Annotated in this window: 18 protein-coding genes and 1 tRNA gene; 10 read left to right on the top strand and 9 right to left on the bottom strand. The window is 68.0% G+C overall.

Annotated elements, in window-relative coordinates; all coding sequences use genetic code 11:
• Positions 1 to 44: 44 nt before the first annotated feature.
• A complete protein-coding gene (locus tag ACFO60_RS09710; protein ID WP_380839282.1) occupies positions 45 to 701 on the top strand; it encodes a response regulator transcription factor in 657 nt (218 codons plus the stop codon).
• Entirely contained in the window at positions 698 to 1,840 is a 1,143-nt protein-coding gene (locus tag ACFO60_RS09705; RefSeq protein WP_380839280.1) for a sensor histidine kinase, read from the top strand. The genes ACFO60_RS09710 and ACFO60_RS09705 overlap by 4 nt, the downstream gene beginning before the upstream one ends.
• Before the next feature lie 279 nt (positions 1,841 to 2,119).
• Here ACFO60_RS09705 and ACFO60_RS09700 read toward each other — a convergent pair whose 3' ends face one another.
• A complete protein-coding gene (locus ACFO60_RS09700) occupies positions 2,120 to 2,884 on the bottom strand; it encodes a hypothetical protein (RefSeq protein ID WP_380839278.1) in 765 nt (254 codons plus the stop codon).
• A 276-nt stretch (positions 2,885 to 3,160) separates the two neighbouring features.
• Between ACFO60_RS09700 and ACFO60_RS09695 the strand changes: the two genes are divergently transcribed.
• Entirely contained in the window at positions 3,161 to 3,391 is a 231-nt protein-coding gene (locus ACFO60_RS09695; RefSeq protein ID WP_380839277.1) for a hypothetical protein, read from the top strand.
• 194 nt (positions 3,392 to 3,585) lie between these two features.
• Here the strand turns inward: ACFO60_RS09695 and ACFO60_RS09690 are convergent, their stop codons facing one another.
• Positions 3,586 to 4,248 carry a tetratricopeptide repeat protein gene (locus ACFO60_RS09690; protein WP_380839275.1) on the bottom strand — a complete coding sequence of 221 codons (663 nt, stop codon included), beginning with the start codon at positions 4,246 to 4,248 and terminating at the stop codon, positions 3,586 to 3,588.
• A gap of 122 nt (positions 4,249 to 4,370) precedes the next feature.
• Complete coding sequence (locus ACFO60_RS09685) at positions 4,371 to 5,171, bottom strand: nucleotidyltransferase domain-containing protein (RefSeq protein ID WP_380839273.1); 801 nt, start codon at positions 5,169 to 5,171, stop codon at positions 4,371 to 4,373.
• 428 nt (positions 5,172 to 5,599) lie between these two features.
• Between ACFO60_RS09685 and ACFO60_RS09680 the strand changes: the two genes are divergently transcribed.
• Together ACFO60_RS09680 and ACFO60_RS09675 are read left to right on the top strand one after the other, a co-directional pair.
• Entirely contained in the window at positions 5,600 to 6,112 is a 513-nt protein-coding gene (locus ACFO60_RS09680; protein WP_380839270.1) for an RNA polymerase sigma factor, read from the top strand.
• Positions 6,109 to 7,389, top strand: coding sequence for a hypothetical protein (locus ACFO60_RS09675; RefSeq protein ID WP_380839269.1), 1,281 nt, complete (start codon positions 6,109 to 6,111; stop codon positions 7,387 to 7,389). Before ACFO60_RS09680 ends, ACFO60_RS09675 begins: the two co-directional genes overlap by 4 nt.
• A 1,080-nt stretch (positions 7,390 to 8,469) precedes the next feature.
• Here the strand turns inward: ACFO60_RS09675 and ACFO60_RS09670 are convergent.
• Positions 8,470 to 8,787, bottom strand: a complete 318-nt coding sequence (locus ACFO60_RS09670; protein WP_380839268.1) for a hypothetical protein — start codon at positions 8,785 to 8,787, stop codon at positions 8,470 to 8,472.
• A gap of 578 nt (positions 8,788 to 9,365) precedes the next feature.
• Here ACFO60_RS09670 and ACFO60_RS09665 point away from each other — a divergent pair.
• Positions 9,366 to 9,965: an SMI1/KNR4 family protein gene (locus ACFO60_RS09665; RefSeq protein WP_380839266.1), complete on the top strand. Its 600-nt coding sequence runs from the start codon at positions 9,366 to 9,368 to the stop codon at positions 9,963 to 9,965.
• Positions 9,966 to 10,822: 857 nt separating this feature from the next.
• Here the strand turns inward: ACFO60_RS09665 and ACFO60_RS09660 are convergent.
• Positions 10,823 to 11,251, bottom strand: a complete 429-nt coding sequence (locus ACFO60_RS09660; RefSeq protein ID WP_380839264.1) for an NUDIX hydrolase — start codon at positions 11,249 to 11,251, stop codon at positions 10,823 to 10,825.
• Here ACFO60_RS09660 and ACFO60_RS09655 point away from each other — a divergent pair.
• The gene (locus ACFO60_RS09655) at positions 11,156 to 11,677 is read left to right on the top strand and encodes a tyrosine-type recombinase/integrase (protein ID WP_380839262.1); all 522 of its coding nucleotides are present in this window, start codon (positions 11,156 to 11,158) and stop codon (positions 11,675 to 11,677) included. The two genes, ACFO60_RS09660 and ACFO60_RS09655, sit on opposite strands and share 96 nt — an antisense overlap.
• 85 nt (positions 11,678 to 11,762) lie before the next feature.
• Here the strand turns inward: ACFO60_RS09655 and ACFO60_RS09650 are convergent.
• Positions 11,763 to 11,852 (bottom strand) — tRNA-Ser (locus ACFO60_RS09650).
• A 243-nt stretch (positions 11,853 to 12,095) separates the two neighbouring features.
• The gene (locus tag ACFO60_RS09645) at positions 12,096 to 12,659 is read right to left on the bottom strand and encodes a YceI family protein (RefSeq protein ID WP_380839261.1); all 564 of its coding nucleotides are present in this window, start codon (positions 12,657 to 12,659) and stop codon (positions 12,096 to 12,098) included.
• Between the two features lie 137 nt (positions 12,660 to 12,796).
• Here ACFO60_RS09645 and ACFO60_RS09640 point away from each other — a divergent pair, with 137 nt between their 5' ends.
• Positions 12,797 to 13,279, top strand: coding sequence for a MarR family winged helix-turn-helix transcriptional regulator (locus ACFO60_RS09640; RefSeq protein WP_380839260.1), 483 nt, complete (start codon positions 12,797 to 12,799; stop codon positions 13,277 to 13,279).
• On the opposite strand, the gene ACFO60_RS09635 is transcribed toward ACFO60_RS09640, so the two are convergent.
• Positions 13,260 to 14,855 carry a long-chain fatty acid--CoA ligase gene (locus ACFO60_RS09635; protein WP_380839258.1) on the bottom strand — a complete coding sequence of 532 codons (1,596 nt, stop codon included), beginning with the start codon at positions 14,853 to 14,855 and terminating at the stop codon, positions 13,260 to 13,262. The genes ACFO60_RS09640 and ACFO60_RS09635 overlap by 20 nt on opposite strands.
• Before the next feature lie 200 nt (positions 14,856 to 15,055).
• Positions 15,056 to 15,574 carry a SigE family RNA polymerase sigma factor gene (locus ACFO60_RS09630; protein ID WP_380839256.1) on the bottom strand — a complete coding sequence of 173 codons (519 nt, stop codon included), beginning with the start codon at positions 15,572 to 15,574 and terminating at the stop codon, positions 15,056 to 15,058.
• A gap of 293 nt (positions 15,575 to 15,867) precedes the next feature.
• On the opposite strand from ACFO60_RS09630, the gene ACFO60_RS09625 reads away from it, so the two are divergent.
• Complete coding sequence (locus ACFO60_RS09625) at positions 15,868 to 16,809, top strand: hypothetical protein (protein WP_380839255.1); 942 nt, start codon at positions 15,868 to 15,870, stop codon at positions 16,807 to 16,809.
• 2 nt (positions 16,810 to 16,811) lie between these two features.
• Positions 16,812 to 17,654 (top strand): MauE/DoxX family redox-associated membrane protein, encoded by an 843-nt coding sequence (locus ACFO60_RS09620; RefSeq protein WP_380839253.1) that lies wholly within the window; start codon positions 16,812 to 16,814, stop codon positions 17,652 to 17,654.
• The last annotated feature ends 30 nt before the right edge of the window (positions 17,655 to 17,684 follow it).

Here is a 17,684-nt window from a genome sequence, read left to right as displayed (position 1 = left end):
CCCGCGAAGCGCGTGCGGGCGCGGAGGACGACGGGAGGGGCACGATGCGAGTCCTGGTCGCCGAGGACGAGCGGATGCTCGCCGACTCGATCGCGGCGGGCCTTCGCGGCGAGACGCTGACCGTGGACGTCGCCTACGACGGCGCGGCCGCCCTGCTACGGCTCGCCGCCCACCATTACGACGTGCTCGTCCTCGACCGCGACCTGCCGGGCGTGCACGGCGACGACGTCTGCCGGAAGGCGGTCGACGCGGGCGGCCTGGTCCGGATCCTCATGCTCACCGCCGCGGGCGACGTCCGCGACCGCGTGGCCGGACTGTCCCTCGGCGCCGACGACTACCTGACCAAGCCGTTCGCCTTCGAGGAGCTGGTGGCCCGGGTCCGCTCTCTGGGCCGGCGCGCCACCCCCGCCGATCCGCCGGTACTGCGGCGCGGGGACATCACCCTCGACCCCGCCCACCGCCAGGTCTTCCGCGCCGGCCGGTACGTCCCGCTGGCCCGCAAGGAGTTCGGCCTGCTCGCCGAGCTGCTGCGCGCCCGTGGCACCGTCGTCTCGGCCGAGGTCCTGCTGGAGAAGGCGTGGGACGAGCGCGTCGACGCCTTCACCAACACCGTGCGGACCACGATGGTGAAGCTGCGCCGCAAACTGGGCGAGCCCCAGGTCATCGAGACCGTCCCCGGCGTTGGGTACCGCATCCCATGAAGACCTCCATCCGGGTGCGGTTCGCCCTGATGTTCGGAGGAATGTCCTTCCTGATCGGCGCCCTGCTGCTGGGCACCCTCCTCTTCGTCGTCCAGCGGAGCCTCGGCCCTCTGCCCCAGGAAACGGGCTCCCTTCTGGTCCAGATGCCGTCCGGCGAATGGGTGCCGAAGGACGACATCCGGTTCGGCTACGAGCAGGGGGTCCAACGGGTCTACCTGGCCACCACCCTGAACGCCGTGCGCGTCTGGGGAGCCCTGGCCCTGTCCGGCGCCACCGTGATCGCCGGCGCGGCCGGCTGGTGGGCGGCCGGCTGGACGCTCCGTCCCGCCCGGAGGGTGACGCTCGCCGCCCGGCGCGTCGCGCAGAGCCACGACCTGACCGAGCGCATCGGCTACGACGGCCCGGTCGACGAGGTCAAGGAACTGGCCGACATCTTCGACGGCATGCTCGGCCGGCTGGCCCGCGTCGTGGACGGGCAGCGGCGGTTCATCTCCAACGCCTCGCACGAGCTGCGCACCCCGCTCGCCGTCAACCGCACGCTGGTGGAGGTGGCGGTCCGCGAGCCCGGCGCGCCCGCGCAGGTCCGGCGGCTCGGCGAGTCGCTGCTCCTGGTCAACGCCAGGCACCAGCGGCTGGTCGACGGCCTGCTCGCCCTGGCCGAAGGCGAGCGGCCGATCCTCGACCGCAGCCCGTTCGACCTGGCCGACGTGGCCGAGCACGCCGTGGACCAGGCGGCGGCGGAGGCGAAGGAACGCGGCGTCACCGTGCACAGCACGCCGCGATGCGCACCCACCGCCGGTGACGCGGCGCTCGTCGAACGGCTGACACAGAACCTCGTGGAGAACGCGATCAGGCACAACCTTCGCGACGGCGAGGCGTGGGTGACCACCCGGCGGAGCGGCGACATGGTGGAGCTGGTGGTCGAGAACACCGGCGCCGCCGTGCCGCCCGGCGAGATCGAGGCCATCTTCCAGCCGTTCCGGCGGCTGCACGGCGACCGGCTGGACTCCGAGCACGGCAGCGGCCTCGGCCTGTCCATCGTCCGGGCCATCGCCGCCGCGCACGGCGGCACCGTCGCCGCCGAACGCCGCGACCACGGCGGCCTCACGATCACCGTACGACTGCCCGGCAGGGAGTGACCACCCCGCTCGTCCCCGCACCATGCCGGCAGCAGGACATCCGGTGAGTGCTCCCTCCCCGTCTCACGGGAAGAACTCGCTGTAGTCCCCCCGCCGACCGCCTTCACGGGCCCGGCGATCCGGAGGGCTCCCGCGTGAACACCGGCCGCCACCGACGCGCGAAGACGCGACCGCCCCACCGCAACCCACGGAAGAGAAACCGGCCAACCCGAAAAGCGCAAGCTCCGCGTCGGCTTCGCCAACGCCGGCTCACAGGGTCGGCTCAGCCGGTCGCTCGCCCTATGCGGCGTCCCAGGTGACGTAGTCGATCGACAGCACGGGACCAGAGGAGACAAGTCCGATGGTTACCAGGGCGACTCGCTTTTCATCCGTTTCTACGCAGAGCCGAGAACCTTGCTCGATCTCGCGCAGCGAGAGACGGCCGATCCGCTCCGAATCCAGCGCGAGCGCGTTCACGCACGAGCCGCGAGTCCCTGCCTCCTGATCGCTCAGAACCGTAAAGGTCCTGTCCCCCTCACTGAAGGCGTGGACTTGGGTCTTCTCGATGATGAGATCCGTCCGCCGGCCGTTGTCGGGTTGGGCGTCGATCTGCCATTGCTCGACGATCGGCCCGTAACCCCTCTCCCCAGTGTCCAGGTCGATCTTGTCGGTCTCTGGGGCGGGAAACGCCGACGGGGGACCCAAGGCGAATCCCGTGCCGCTCAGCAGCACCTTGGGCTGACCCGGGGGATCGCTCGCCACTCGGGAAGGCCGCTCCGGGCTCGGTAACGCCACGTCACCAGGCGTGCTCACAGCCGACGACGTGTCCGAGGAGGACAATGGCGGAGGGACGGCGGCCTGCGTCACGATCGGCGCCACGACCGACAACGCCAATGCGAGGGGAGTGCAGACCACCGTGCACGCGAACCCGACGCGCTCCACCGATTTCCAGTATTCGGTGTCCTTTCCCGCACGGCGGCGTCTGCGGGCGAGGGCGATGATGAGGATTCCTCCGATCACCGCCACAACGCAGACGACTACAGCAAGGATCAGTAGGACCGACATGGCGTCTCCAGCACCCGTCTATTCCGGGAAAGCGACCAGGACCCGTCATCCTGCCGTACATACCGTGACTATGAGGGATTTTCTGGAAACGGGCGGCACTGAGCTCCCGGACCATCGGTTGCTCGGCCGCGGCCTCGGGAAACGGCTGCGCACACCTCCCCATGAGCCACATGGGAGGTCTCGAATCCATCGCGTTAAAATCGGATAAGTGAGACTTAATGCCCTATTCCGGGGAACGGGTTGCCAGCGAAGAGGTGCTTTCCTACCTTTACCGGTATGAAGTCGACAGTCGTGGAAATCATCCGTCCGGCTCAGCCTCGGAGTTGGTACAACGACCAGAAGGGCACGGCCGCCAACGGTGGCTGCAGCCAGCACGGCACCCCGCCGTGTCATGAGCCGATCGTGGCGACCGTGGTGCTGGCCAATGCCGGCAGCGACAACATCCAGTTGGCCGTCTGCCAGCGCGGGCTGGACGACCTCGAACGGCATCGGCGGCAGGGGCGGTGAGCCCCGCGGAAGGGTCGACGCGGAAATGACCCGCGCCCATGTCGGTGAGCCCATGGCAAATTCGGGAACGCCCATGCTGATCGCGGGTCAGCTGGGGATCATTATGTGGACTCTGGCCGACGGTCGAGGTGCGTCGGTATCAGTCGTGGTCGGTCTTGGCGTTGGCAGCTTGGGCGTCTGGCGTGATCGTGCGCCTAGATCTCCGTTCTTGCCTGCTCGATGTGCCGCACGATGGCATGGGCACCATGCGCCTGTGCGATGGCGTGCGCCTCGTCGAGTGTCGCGAGCGCGTCCGCCCGGCGGTCCTGGGCGGCGGCGATGTAGGCCAGCCCGACCATGTTGGCGGCCACGATCGGCAGGGCCCCGACCTCCCTGCTCAGCCGCGACGACTCCTCCAGCCGCTCGCGCGCTTCATCCGGCCGACCGGCCATGTGTGCCGCGATGCCCAAGTGCCGCAAGGCCTCGGACTGGGTCGGCCTGTCGCCGACCTGCGCCGCCAGCTTGAACGACTGCTCCAGTTCCGGAACCGCGGTCTCGTTGTCACGCCGGATGACCTGATGGAGGCAGCCGATCCAGAACAACGCCTCGGCCTCGCCGCGCGTGTCGCCCAGCGCCCGGTACAGCTCGATCGCGCGCTCGAACAACGGCAGCTCAGCCGGGTCCTCGACGGGTGACGAGCCGGCGATGGCGCGCTCACTGAGGAAGCGCGCATGCAGGATCCGCCCACGGGCCAACGCGGCATCGGCCTCCACCGCGTCCAGGGCCCGTTCGGCGTCGGTCAGCACACTGGCGTCGCCGCCGAACACCGCCCGTTCATAGAGCGTCTTGGCACGTTCGATCCGGTCTTCGGCGCTCATCGCCGCTCCCGCCCTGATATCGCCAATGCGTAGTAGACCATCGGCAGAGTACTCCGGCCCAGGATCGTCATGTGGACGGCCGGCGGTGGCCGTTACGTCGTCCATGCCGGATCCGTCCGAACTCACGCCTCCCAGGTGCTCTGGTACGCCGAGACGAGCCACTGGTTGACGCGCCCCATGTCCGGCTCGTCGGGCAGGTCGCACGTCGGGATGAGCCGCTCGAGGCGGTCCTCCAGGTCAGCCGCGACGGCCAGGGCTTCGTCCCGGGTGTGCGCGCCCTGCCGCAGGTCCACGATCCAGGCCCGCCACGGCTCCGGCATGGGCAGGGTGATGCGGCCGGTCTCGAGCAGTTCGACGCCCTGGACTCCGAGGCGGACCATGTGGCCGGCGTACTTGACGTCGAAACCGTACTTCGCGATCAGCTCGGGCCGGTTGGTGCGCTTGCCGTCCGGGTGCTCCACCATGCGGTCGCGTTGCGCGCGGAGGTAGCCGAGGAACCGGTCACCGGCCCGGCGCGACAGGATCATGTCGGCGTGGCCGCGCAGGTCCTCTCCGAGCGGGGTGATGGTGACGATCTCCTCGGGAGGGACGAACAGCGGCAGCAGCACGGTGGGATTGCCGGTGACGGCCAGTCGCATCCACTTCCTGAGGCCATAGATGGTCAGGTCCAGGTCGCCGGGCCCGGACCGCGCGCCCTCGGGCTGGGTGCGGAAGACGTACTGGTCGAAGTGCTCGAGCCCGAGACCGTAGCCGGTGAGGCCGATCACGTAGTCGGCGGGTTCGACGCAGATGCCCATTTCGTCACGATCGTCAGTGCCGGCGATGTTCGTGCCGTGGACGCCTGAGCCGACCTGGCAGCGCAGGATCGTCGTCGAGTCGGTGATGGCGCGGAACTCAGGCGTGGAGTGCTTGGTCCAGCTCACGGCGCTTCCTCCTGCACGGTCGGTTCCTTGGGCTGAGGCGTCGGCCGAAGCAGGACGGCGAGCTTCGCCCGCCGCTCGGCCACCAGAGGCGGGACTCATCGACCAGGCGACGCGTCGAGGACGGCCATGCAGTAGGGCCGTTGTCGACGATTCCTGGATCGCGTTTCGGGCATCGCGGCCACAGCACGGACGGCATGTCGACGTCGTGAATCATCGACGTCTTGGCGATCACGGCCGCGACCACTGCGCGTCCGCGGTTCCCGCAGAATATGTCAGCGCGCGCTTCACCATCCACTCGATTAACCAGCGCGAAGCGCCGCCCGCCGCCCGCCGCCCAGGCGGCCGGCGGATGCCGCCGCCCGATGGGGAGGCGGTAATTTTTTCGAGGATGAAGGTAATCCAGACGGTCCCTCGAAGCAGTTCTTAGCGTGGACGATCCCGAAGAACGATTCACCGACCTCTACGACCGGCACTACCGGAACGTACTGGGATACGCCCTGCTGCGTGCCGAGCCGGCCATGGCGGAGGACGTGACCAGCGAGACCTTCCTCGTCGCCTGGCGGCGCTTGGAGGATGTGCCCGATCCGCCATTGCCGTGGTTGCTCGGCGTCGCCAGGAACCTGCTGCGCAACCAGCGCGCCCGGCGGTCGCGCGGTGACGACCTGGTCGCCCGGCTCGCCCAGTTGAGCACCCTCGTCGAGGCGGACGTCGCCGAACGGGTCGCGAACCGGCAGGAGGCCCTCGCCGTGCTCGCCGGACTGCGCGAGCAGGACATCGAGGCGGTCATCCTCGCGAGCTGGTTCGGCCTGTCGCCCGCGCAGGCGGCGCAGGCGGCGGGCTGCTCGGCCCGCACGTACAACGTCCGGCTCCACCGGGCACGCCGTCGCCTCGCGGACGCGCTACATCCCCACGCCCCGTTCACCCTCCAGGAACAGAGATGAACGACAGAGACTCCCTCAGCGAACTGCTCACCACGCTGCGTCCCGACGCGCTCACCGAGGACGCCTACCAGCGGCACCGCTCGGACGATCTCGCCCGCGCGTTCCAGACTCCCCGGACCGCTCCTCACGCCCGGAGATTCCGCGTGTCCGAGCGCCGCCCGCTCTACCTCATCGCGGGTACGGCCGTTGCCGCGCTCGCCGCCGCCGCGATCATCGTCCCGCAGCTCGCCCCGGGGAGTCCCGCTCCCGGACAGGCCGCCGGGGGGAAGACCGTGTCAGCCGGGGACGGCACGGGCGCCCCCGGCACCTCCACCGGCCCGAAGACCGTGAACACCCGGACCGTCCTGCTGGCGGTGGCGAAGGTGGCCGCCGAGGAGCCGATCGGCGCCGGCCAGGTCTGGTACTCGCGGGTGCGCACCACCCAGTTGATCCAGATGGACCCGGACACCTACACGACCGCGATGAAGATGCTGCTCGACGAGCGGACGACCAAGCGGGAGGAGCTGAAGGGCAGGCCCGCCGAGCTCAAGGCGTACGAGAAGGACTTCGCCGAGAAGGCCGCCGAGCTGAAGAGCACGCAGTTGTCCTACGAGGCGACCAAGGCCGATACGACGGAGACCTGGCGCTCGCTCAAGGGCACGGCGGGCCGTGTCATCTCGAACCAGGACGTGAAGATCACTTTTTCCTCTCCGGAGGACGAGGCGAAGTGGAAGCGGTCCGGGTCGCCCCAGCTGTCCGGCGGTGACAAGCCGCGCACCACCGAAGAGAAGGGCGCGCCCTCCAGTGGTGCCGACAGCGGCGCCGAGCGCGTCGTGTCGATCGTCAACCCCAGCGTGACCTGGTCGAACCTCTCGAAGCTGCCCAAGGACAAGGCGGGTCTGAAGGCGAAGCTCAAGGCGCTGTACGCGGAGAGCCCCGCCAAACGGGACGGGGACGATTTCACCGCCTACCTGTCCTCGACGGCCTGGGACCTGCTGATCGCGCCGATCGCGCCCGGCACCCGCTCGGCTCTGTTCCAGGTGCTGGCCGACTCCGCCTCGGGGCTGAGGTCGCAGGCCGGGATGACCGACGGGCTGGGGCGTACCGGGGTCGCCCTCGACACGCTCGGACCCGACGACGCCGGCAGGCCCGGCAGGATCACCTACCGGCTGATCTTCGACGAGCGGACCGGTGGCGTCCTGGAGCTGGACGTCATCGAGAAGGGGAACGCCACGCCGTTGCTCCGGCAGACCTTCGAGTCCACCGGCTACGTCGACGAGCTGGGCGATACCCCGTAACGCTGATCGCCGTCGCGCGTGTGGTGTCCCGGACGGTCTCCGGGACACCACACGCGCGTCCTTGTCCGTGCCGGCGGCGTGGCAGGCCGGTAACCGGTGCGAATCGGAGTACGACATGGCAGGCGACGACATCCCCGGGTGAATCCGGAGCCCATCGCCATCGGTGACGCGCCCAGAGCGTGACTCGGATGGCGGTGTCCTCGCATCCTGAACCATCACCGGACGGCGTCCGCCGCCCTTGGGGGAAGTGGACCAGCCCTGCGGCCGCCGGCTCGAAGTCGAACTACGGCGACGGTCGCGATGATCCCGCGACGCGGGAGAACTCCATGATCAGTCTCAGTGTGCTCACACTGTGCCCGCAGACTGGACGTTAAGGGACACTTCTGGACACGAAAAAGGCCCTCGCCCGTAGAACGGGAGAGGGCCTTTGAGGTGCGGAGGCTCGGGGATTTGAACCCCGGATGGGCTGTAGACCCAAACCGCATTAGCAGCTCGGATCTTGGCCGTTCAGAGTGGTTCAAGCTGCACCAACGCGCCCGGCGGGTCCTCCTGGAACGGCCTTGAACGGTGGTGAACTGCAACCCAAACTGCAACCCGAGCGGGGTCCTCACCAGCGCGGACGCGCACATCTCCCCCACCTGATCATCCCGGAGCCGAGCGCCCCCGCCGGAGGCGTTTAGACCAGAAACCTGACTTCCTGCTTGCAAAGACGCATGCCGATCTTTCTTCACCTGCGAAGACGCAGATCAGGGCCTTGATTGCGTTCCCCGTGACTCCCCGCTGTTCCCCCTCGTTTCCCGTCCCATCGGGCACGCGACGGGCACGACTGTACGCTCTTCGAGACGGTCTTCGGCATTGCACCGCGCCTCCCCGCATGGGTACGGCTTACCGTAGGCGATCGGGCACGACGCCGGGGATGCTGGATAGCACCGGAGGCCGTCATCGCCCTATGTCTCTGGAAGCATGCAACCCGGGAACCCTGGACGGTTCATTGCAACCAGAGGCCCTGTGCGGTCCACCCTGAACGGGTCTGAACGGTCCTGTACTGCAACGGGAAATGCAACTGCTCGACAGGCGTGATCAATCTCCCGTGGAGCTCGGAGCCGTGGAGTCGATCTGAGGGGCGGTCTTTCGAAGCTCCTCGATCAGCGGCCACATTGGATCGTCCTTCTCACTGAAGGTGTCAAGGTCGATGATCTGCTCTTTATCGATGATCTTCGCGTTCGACCCGCTGTCCTCCCCGGTCGGTGTGGTGACTGGTCGACCTGCTTTCTCCGATCCGCCGTGGTTAGTCAGGTAGGCCCCGCCTATGAGGACCAGAGCAGCACACGGAACGATCATCAGTTGGTAGCGCCGTATTCGTCTCGCCCGGAACCGTAGCGAATCTTCCTTGATCACTCGTCTCCTCCAATGCACATCAGCAAGTGTGGTGCTTCATGAGCAAAGCTGCGAGGGCAGGAAAGGCTTGGTGCTTTGCCAACCAGTTTGGAAGACATCCCGCCATAGCCGCGTGAACTGCGCGGCGCGAGGGCGCCGGCGCGGGGCGTACGGCGGCGCGGCGCGGCGCCGCTCGACTCGCTCGCCCGCGACCAGCTCACGAAGGCATCGGGCACGCAGCGGGCACGGAAGTCGAAACAGGCCCGTTGAAACGCGAAACCCAGGTCGGGATATGTGCCCTGACCTGGGTTTTCTTTGGGTGGAGCCTAGGAGATTCGAACTCCTGACATCCTGCTTGCAAACGGGTGCCAGTCTCGACGTAGAGAGCTTCTCGCCCTGCTTGGTCGGTAGTTAAGGGCCGGTGGGATGTGCTCGTGTAAGCCGACGTTGCTGTACCCGGCTGCTGTACAGTAAGCCTGGTCCAATACCTGCGCCGCGCGTGGCTGACTTCATTGCAAGTGATCGTGCTAATCGGCGCTACTGTATGCGCTGCCGCACCAACCTGCCCGAACTCCCTTGTAGTGCCTGAGGAGGATGGCATGCGATCAGAGGTCAGCTTGGCCCAACTGGGCAACGAACTCGCCCAGCTCACCGACCTGTCGGCTATCGCGCCGCTGTCCGAGGAAGAAGTACAGGCGCTCGAAGGCGTCGTGGGGGCGCCTCTGCCCGAGGAGTTCCGCTCGTTCCTCCTCCGGTTCGGACCAGGCGTCCAGCCTGGCCCGGTGCTTAATCTGGAGTGGATCATTGACGAAACTCTGCGCGAGCAGCAAAGGTTCGCGGAGGAACCGGAAGCCGCAGTCTCCGTATCAGCTTCTTTCCCGATCAGTCGCGCCCACGTGTCCCGCCTGCCACAGCTCGCGGCCGAGGGCACCAAGCCCATCCTCTGGTTCGACAAGCCGATGCCCGGAACCATGTTCCTCTGTGGCCACGGCTGCACGTGGATCAGCATGCTGGCGATGAACGGCGACCTTGCCGACACGGTGTGGATGACCGAGATGGGCTGGGCCGAGGACATGTACTGGTGGCCGTCCGCACCTTGGCACAAGCACGATCGCTGGGGCTTCCCGTACAGCGGATGGACGGAGCCGGTGCCCTTCCTCGACTGGTACACCAGATGGACTCGAAGTCTCCAGCACTGACTTCTGGGCTCAGCAGCGATAGAGCGGACAAGTCGGTCTGTAGACCGGGCTCTGATTCGACGGATCTGTGATCTACGCGCACATACGGGACTCGAACCCCTGACTTCCTGCTTGCAAAACGGCCTGATCACCTGGGCAAACGCCTCTGACCTCGGCAACATGCCCGCGCTGGGTCCCCGTGACTCCCCCTTGATCCCCGCCCTTAATGGCACGCGATCGAGGCCACCACCTGGCCGCACGCGTTACCCGCCTCAGCCCTGGCATCCGGCGGGCCGGGCTGAGGAACGATGCCCGGACCTTCGATCGCCCTCACCCCCCGTATGGTGACCAGCCACAGCGCGATCGCAACCTGTAGGGGTGTGATGGCCCACCCACACCTCAGCCACCGACGACCCTGCACCCAGAGCCACTAAGGTGCACACTTGGATCATGCGCCAGCGGACGCTCCTCTTTTTCATCCCAGTGGCTACAAGCGCGATGGCAACGGTGCTCATGCCCCTGTCGCTGATAGTAGGACTCGCTCTATGGATGCTCACCATGCTCACCGCTATGGGTCTGTTTCTGGCGCTGCACCATGCGAATGCGGAACGTGACCGACGAGAGCGGGCGCAAGGGGATGCCCTCGAAGTCGCTCGTGGCGCCTGGGCGGCGGCGGGCCGGTGGTTGGCGAGGCACTGAGGTACGGCGGGGTGCGCATACGGCGATGCCCCGCGTGGCGCCCGCGCCGTGACCGGCCCCCAGGCCGCATGCGCGGCGCGAGGGTGCCGGCGCGGGGCGTACGGCGGCGCGGCGCGCCGCCGCTTGATACCTAAGAGCGAATTTCGGCAAGATCCTCAGTGCGCGTCGACTCAACTCGTTCAGAGCAGGTGTGTGCCGTCGTGGTGGCGGATGGCCGGGGTGTGGTCGTCGCGCATGGCGTCCAGGACGCGGACGGCGAATGCCTCGGAGGCGAGGGTGCGAACCTCGTCTGCGGTGACCCAGCGGTATGAGCGGGTCTCGTCGGTTTCAGTGAGGTGGCCGCCGATGGTCTTGCAGCGGAAGACCAGGGCGACGATTCCGCGGTTCATGTTCTTGTAGACGCCGGTGAGGGTGACGGGTTCGACGTCGAGGCCGGTTTCCTCGCGGACTTCGCGGAGTAGGCCGGTGATGATGTCCTCGTCGCGTTCGAGGATGCCGCCCGGTGCTTCCCAGTGGCCGTTGTCTCGGCGTTGGGTGAGGAGTGCTCGGCCTTGGTCGTCGATGATCACGCCTGCCACGCTGACGGAGTGCGTGTTGTGGTGATCCATCGGGATTACCTCCGGCGGTGCAGGTCGCTATCCTCGCGTCTCACCCTGCAATGTCCTCCTGAGCTGCTCCCCGTTCTACGGGCACATCGCGAGCAGCAGGCGGCCGAGAGGGAGAGGGCCGACGACCTCTGGGAAGATCACGATCTCGTGTTCGCGACGCAACGGGGCCGGCCCATGGAGCGCAGCGAGGACTACAAGGTGTGGAAGTCCATCCTCAAGCGGGCCGGGGTCCGGGATGCTCGGCTCCATGACGCGCGGCACACCGCTGGGACGCTCCTCGTGGAGCAGGGCGTACACATCCGTGTCGTTCAGGAAATCCTCGGGCATGCGCGAGTGACCACGACGGAGCGATACACCCACGTGGCCGGCGCCATGATGCAGGATGCGAGTAAGCGTATGGGGGCCGCACTCTGGGGCGATGACTGACAACTGCAACCCAAACTGCAACCCCGACGGTATTCAGAGATCAAAAAGGCCCTCACCCCGGAAACGGGAGAGGGCCTTTGACCTGCGGAGGCTCGGGGATTTGAACCCCGGATGGGCTGTAGACCCAAACCGCATTAGCAGTGCGGCGCCATAGACCTGACTAGGCGAAGCCTCCTGGTGGCCCGACCGGCCCCGCCGGGGGCCTGACTGGCTCAGCACAGAGTACCGGCCTTGATGCTGGGCGGCAAAGTGGATTCGGCATGGCGGGCGAACGAGTCGCGGAGAGACCGGTTCGCCTGGGGGGCGAGGGCGCCATGAACCAGGGCCGGAGTGCGATCCGGCCCTGGTGGTCCATGGGAGGAAGGTTTCCACACACTCTGTCCACAGGCTGTGGACACAGGGTGCGCATCGCGGGCGATCAGGCGCGGCGCTGGGCCTCGCCCTCGATCTCGATCTTGATCTTCTTGCCGACCAGGACGCCGCCGGTCTCCAGGGCGACGTTCCAGGTCAGGCCGAACTCCTCGCGCTCGATCTCGGTCTCGATCTCGAAGCCGAAGAGCTCCTGGCCCCAGGGGTTGGTGCCGGCGCCGCCGTACTCGACCTTGAGCGTGACCTCCTTGGTGACGTCACGGATGGTGAGGTCGCCGACGACGATCAGCTCGTCGCCGGAGTGACCGGTGACGCGGGTGCTGCGGAAGGTCAGTTCGGGGAACTTGTCCACCGCGAGGAAGTCGTCGCTGCGCAGGTGGTTGTCGCGGTCGTCGCTGCCGGTGTCGATGCTGGCCGTCTTGATGGTGAGCTCGGCCGACGACTCCAGCGGGTTCTCGGCGATCGTGACGGTGCCGGAGAAGTCGCTGAAGCGGCCGCGGACCTTGCTGACCATCATGTGCTTGGCGACGAAGCCGACGCGGGTGTGCGAGGCGTCCAGGTCGAAGGTGCCGGACGTCGGGATCGTGAGGCCTTCCCAAGTGCGAGTGCTCATGTTCCATCTCCCATGGAGTAGGTGGTGCCGAGTGGTACTTGCTGCAACAGATGTCTACCTGAGGAATATTCCGCCCGTCAACTAACGTCATCTAGACTATGAGCGTGATACCAGCTGACGACCCCAGATTGACCGCCATGGGCCTCATCGCCGAGGTCTACCATGGTCTTTCCGACAAGATGAACGCCGCCTTCGCCGCCTCCGGTCTCTCCGAGATCGACTTTGAAACGATCATCCGCCTGTACCGGTCTCCCGGGCGCAGGCTGCGCATGAGCGACCTCGCGGCCCAGACCTCGCTTTCCACCAGCGGGGTGACCCGCGTCGTGGACCGGCTGGAACGCGAGGGCCTGGTCGAGCGCGTGGCCTGTCCCAGCGACCGGCGTGCCTCCTTCGCGACGCTGACCGACGCGGGCGCAACCCGGCTCGAATCGGTCCTCCCACGGCACATCGAGGACATTGAGAAGTGGTTCACCGGTCTGCTTTCCCCACAGCGGTTGGAGGAGCTTCTGGACAGCCTGCGCATCATCCGTGACGTGGTTCGCCCCTGCGCCACCGCGGGGGCCATGGAAGCCGGTTCGGCGGAAGCGGCGCACCCCGAACTCAGCTCTCGACGATCGTGAGCTCTCCCCGGGCGTGCATCTCGCGCAGGCTTCGCTTCGCGAACTTGCCGACGCTCGTCTTGGGCACGGTCTCGACGAACGCCCAGCGCTCCGGCACCTGCCAGCGCGCCACCTTCCCCGACAGGAACTCCCGGAGTTCGGCCACTTCGGCCGTTCCGTCGAGCACCACGCATGCCAGCGGACGCTCCCCCCAGCGTTCGTCCGGCACCCCGATCACCGCCGCTTCCACCACGGCGGGATGCCCCATCAACGCGTTCTCCAGTTCCACCGACGAGATCCACTCTCCGCCGGACTTGATGACGTCCTTGGCCCGGTCGGTCAGCGTCACATAGCCGCGGGCGTCCAGCCGGCCGACGTCCCCCGTGCGCAGCCAGCCGTCATGGAACCGCGAAGGATCCTCCTCCAGGTGGTAGGACGCGGTGACCCACGGGCCGCGCACCTCCAACTCGCCCACCGCGACCCCGTCGGAGTCCATCACGACGTCGCCGGCGCCGACGATCCTGCCCTCGACCCCGGCCAGGAGCCTCCCCTGGGTGACGCGCAGGTCCCAGGAGTCGCCGTGGGCGACCGTCGCCAGCGGCGAGGTTTCGGTCATCCCCCAGGCATGCACGACCTGGACCCCGAACTCATCCCAAAGCGCCCGCATCAGCGCTTCCGGCACCGCCGAGCCGCCGCACGGCACCAGCCGCAGCGACGACAGGTCGGACCCGTGCTGGCGGGCATGGCGCAGCAGGTCGCCCCAGATCGTCGGAACCGCCCCGGAGAGCGTCGGCCGCTCCTCGGCGATCATCCTGGCGAGGTGCTCCCCCTGCAGGAACCTGTCGGGCATGACGAGCGAGGCGCCGGCCATCAGCGCGGCGTACGGCAGGCCCCAGGCGTTGGCGTGGAACATCGGCACGATCGGCAGAACCCGGTCGCGGCTGGACATCCCCATGGCGTTGGCCGTGCACACGCTCATGGCATGCAGGTAGGAGGACCGGTGGCTGTAGACGACGCCCTTGGGGTTGCCCGTGGTGCCGCTGGTGTAGCACATGGACGCGGCGGCGCGCTCGTCCAGTTCGGGCCAGTCGAACACGTCCGGCGCCTGGTCGAGCAGCGAGCGGTAGTCGTGCACGTCCTTGCCCGCCGAGGCGAGCGGCCCGGTGTCCGCGGCCCCGTTGACGATCACGTGCCGCACCGTCTTCATCTCGGGCAGGATCGGGGCGAGCAGGGGGACGAGCGAGGCGTCCACGATGACGACGTCGTCCTCGGCGTGGTCGGCGATATAGGCGATCTGCTCGGGGAACAGGCGGATGTTCAAGGTGTGCAGCACCGCTCCCATGCTGGGAACGGCGAGATAGGCGGTGAGGTGCTCGGCGTTGTTCCAGCCGAAGGTCGCGACCCTCTGGTCGCCGTCCACGCCGAGGCTCCGCAACGCGGAGGCCAGCCTCGCCGCCTCACGTGCGAGCTCTCCGTACGGCAGGCGCCGGTAACCGTCGCCGGTATAGGTGACGACCTCGTGATCGCTGAACAGGCTGGTGCCGTGCCGCATGAGCGAGGCGATCGTGAGCGGGTGGTCGGGCATGGTGCTGCGCATTTATGGCACCTCCGCTGGCCGAACCCGGCCCGGCGCCGGTTTCAAGACCATTGTCCGGATTCGAGTCTGGTCCGCTGCCGCCGTCTAGACAAGCGCTCGGCGTAAGGACGTGCGGCGCGAGTTCGAAGGACGCACCAGACGCGCGTCGGTCAGGTGCGCGGGACGGGCGGAATCCGCACGGCCGGTCCGGGCGGACGTGGTCATAGCTGGGGCTGCGCCTCGGGCTGCCGGGACTCCACGACGACCAGATCGCCTCTGAGCTTCGCCATCGCCCGCGACACAGTGCTCTTCACCGTGCCGATGCTGATGCCGAGCGCTTTCGCGATCTCCGGCTCGCTCATGTCCTCGTAGTAGCGCAGCACGATCGCCGTGCGCTGCCGGACCGGGAGCCGGTTGATCGCCTCTTCCAGGAGTTCGTGGATCTCCCCCGGAGTAGGCCCGTCCCGGACCGGCGGCTCGGGAAGCTCCTCGGAGGGGTACTCCTCCAGCTTCCTGCGCCGCCACCAGGAGATGTTGATGTTCACCATCGCACGGCGCACGTACCCGTCGAGCGACGCCCTGTCGATGATCCGGTCCCAGGCGAGATAGGTCTTGGCCAGGGCCGCCTGGAGCAGGTCCTCGGCGTCCGCGGGCTGGCCGGTCAACTGGTAGGCCATGCGCAGCAGTGCCGGACCGCGGGCGACCACGTACTCGCGGAACTCCTCGTCTTTACCGCTCATGCGATCACCGGTGCCGTGACGAAGGCCATGAAGGAACGATCTCTTCGTCAGAATCGCAGCCGGAAGCCCTGATACGGCTGAGCCATGATCCAGGTTTCGCCCCGGCGGCGGCAAAGATCGTTACATGCCCATGGCATGCTGGGGCGTCGACTAGTTCCTCCTGGAGTGGGTTATTTGCTACGCAGATCGCCCCGGGGGGAATTTCTCGTCCCGAGATAATCGTCGTCGGTGAAGTTTCATGTGACGCTAGTGAACGACCGAGGAAACTCGCGGCGGCGACCGGGGAGGGGCCGATGGGAGTTGAGCGTCGCCATGCGCTGGCGTCCGCCGCACTCGGCCGTAGCGGCGCTCCGGCGAAGGAGGAGATCGAGGAGCCGACGCCTCTCACCGGCGTCGCCGGTCAGATAATCGACATCAGCCCACACCTGGTGATCCTGGAGAACCCGGACGGCGAAGAGGAGCGGCTGGTCATCGCTCCCTGGGCGACCGCCTGGCACGGCAGCCCCGCCGCCCCCGTGGACCTGCCGGCCGGCACCCGCGTCATGATCCGCGCCCGCCAGTCGGGCCGCGTGGCCGAGCGGCTGTGGGGGGACATCACCCGCGTCACCGGGGTCATCCTCGCCCTGGGCAAGGACGGCAGGGACCTGACGGTGGAGCTCGACTGCGGCCCGCACCGGGGACGGCGTACGGTCGTCGTCCCCTACAGCGCTTCGGGGCGCATCCGGGTCCGGCACCCCCAGCTCGAACCGGGCTACCTCTTCGACGCGATCGGCACGCGGCGGGAAGGGGTCACCCACGCGCGGCTGCCGGCGACCTCGCAGCCCACCTACCGCGCCACGGCCGTGCCCGCGCCTCCGTCCGCCTACCGGGCCGTCCAGTCGAAGATCTCCGGAACCGCCGCCTGGTCGGACGCCTTCGACGACGGCGAGGCCGGCGTCGCCTACCCGATGCTGGAACGTGCCGATTCCGAGTGCGAGGACGCCGGCGTGTCGTGCACGGGGCTGCCCTTCCTCGCGCTGGGCTCGATGCTGTACGTCGGGAACGTGTGCGAGAGCCGCGCGTCGGTGCTGCCGATCGTCGCCTGCGGGTGCATGGCCGGACGGTTCTGCGACCGGTGCGTGGAGTGCGGCACCTCTCCCCGGGGCCGCATCGCCGAGCTGTCGCCGCTCTCCTACGTCGAGCTCGGCGGAGAGCTCACCAATGGATGCTTCAACGCCCGGGTCGGATTGGGATGACCGTGGAGACACCGACACTCGCCACCGCCGCGCTCGCGCTGCTCGTCCTGTTCCTGCTGCTCGGCGGCGGGGCGAAGCTGGTGACCGCCGGAAGCGACGCCGACCCCGGCGGGCTCTCCCGCCTCGGTCCCGGTGTCCTCGTGCCCGAACGCTGGCGCGAGCCGTTCATGATCTTCTGTGCCGTCGGGGAAGTCGTTCTGGCGGTGTGCCTGCTCTTCACCCGCCATCCCCTGCCCCGCTGGGGGACGATCACGTTCTTCTCCGTCGCCACCTATGTCCTGTGGGAGCTGCGCAGGCGGCGCCCGGACGTGGGCTGCGGCTGTTTCGGCGAGGCCAGCAGCTCGCCGGTCGGGCTGCGCTCCATCGGGCGCGCCGCCGTCCTGGCCGGGATGGCGGTGGTGGTGTCGGTGGTCCCGGTCTCGGGGATGGACCTGCTGTCACGGGCCTCCTGGGAGCTGGCGGCGGCGCTCGGGACCGGCCTGGCGCTCTTGGTGGCGCTGTCTCCGGAGTGGAGCGAGGCGATCGCCCGGGTCAAATATCGCGCGCCATGCGAGCAACGCCCCGTGCCGTCCGGGCGGGCCGCCGCACGCCTGCGGGCGAGCGCCGAGTGGCGCTCGCACGCGCCGCTGCTCCTGGCGGACGAGCCGTCGGACTCCTGGCGCGAGCTGTGCTGGCGGTTCTTCGTGTACCCCGCGCGCACGGCGGTCGGGGCGCGGGCCGATGTCGTGTTCGCGGTGTACCTCAGCGGGCGGCGGCCACCGGTGCGGGTCGCCGTCGTCGGCGCGGACGGGTCGGCGGGCGAGGGCCATCTCCGGAATTCTATGGGTGTATCAACCACACGCTAGAGAACCATAGAAAGCCTAAGCGAGGCGGGC

This window comes from Sphaerisporangium dianthi, assembly GCF_042654065.1.
GTDB classification, from domain to species: Bacteria; Actinomycetota; Actinomycetes; order Streptosporangiales; family Streptosporangiaceae; genus Sphaerisporangium; species Sphaerisporangium dianthi.
Note: the sequence above shows the minus strand (reverse complement) of the source record. Positions and strands in the feature narration are given on the sequence as shown.

Bases quoted from the DNA above. Each gene is read 5' to 3' on its own strand.
- ACFO60_RS09690 (WP_380839275.1), bottom strand. From the start codon at position 4,248: ATGAGCGCCGAAGACCGGATCGAACGTGCCAAGACGCTCTATGAACGG.
- ACFO60_RS09645 (WP_380839261.1), bottom strand. From the start codon at position 12,659: ATGAGCACTCGCACTTGGGAAGGCCTCACGATCCCGACGTCCGGCACC.
- ACFO60_RS09630 (WP_380839256.1), bottom strand. From the start codon at position 15,574: ATGAGCGGTAAAGACGAGGAGTTCCGCGAGTACGTGGTCGCCCGCGGT.
- ACFO60_RS09675 (WP_380839269.1), top strand. From the start codon at position 6,109: ATGAACGACAGAGACTCCCTCAGCGAACTGCTCACCACGCTGCGTCCC.
- ACFO60_RS09665 (WP_380839266.1), top strand. From the start codon at position 9,366: ATGCGATCAGAGGTCAGCTTGGCCCAACTGGGCAACGAACTCGCCCAG.
- ACFO60_RS09710 (WP_380839282.1), top strand. From the start codon at position 45: ATGCGAGTCCTGGTCGCCGAGGACGAGCGGATGCTCGCCGACTCGATC.
- ACFO60_RS09700 (WP_380839278.1), bottom strand. From the start codon at position 2,884: ATGTCGGTCCTACTGATCCTTGCTGTAGTCGTCTGCGTTGTGGCGGTG.
- ACFO60_RS09625 (WP_380839255.1), top strand. From the start codon at position 15,868: ATGGGAGTTGAGCGTCGCCATGCGCTGGCGTCCGCCGCACTCGGCCGT.
- ACFO60_RS09635 (WP_380839258.1), bottom strand. From the start codon at position 14,855: ATGCGCAGCACCATGCCCGACCACCCGCTCACGATCGCCTCGCTCATG.
- ACFO60_RS09695 (WP_380839277.1), top strand. From the start codon at position 3,161: ATGAAGTCGACAGTCGTGGAAATCATCCGTCCGGCTCAGCCTCGGAGT.
- ACFO60_RS09640 (WP_380839260.1), top strand. From the start codon at position 12,797: ATGGGCCTCATCGCCGAGGTCTACCATGGTCTTTCCGACAAGATGAAC.
- ACFO60_RS09660 (WP_380839264.1), bottom strand. From the start codon at position 11,251: ATGGATCACCACAACACGCACTCCGTCAGCGTGGCAGGCGTGATCATC.
- ACFO60_RS09705 (WP_380839280.1), top strand. From the start codon at position 698: ATGAAGACCTCCATCCGGGTGCGGTTCGCCCTGATGTTCGGAGGAATG.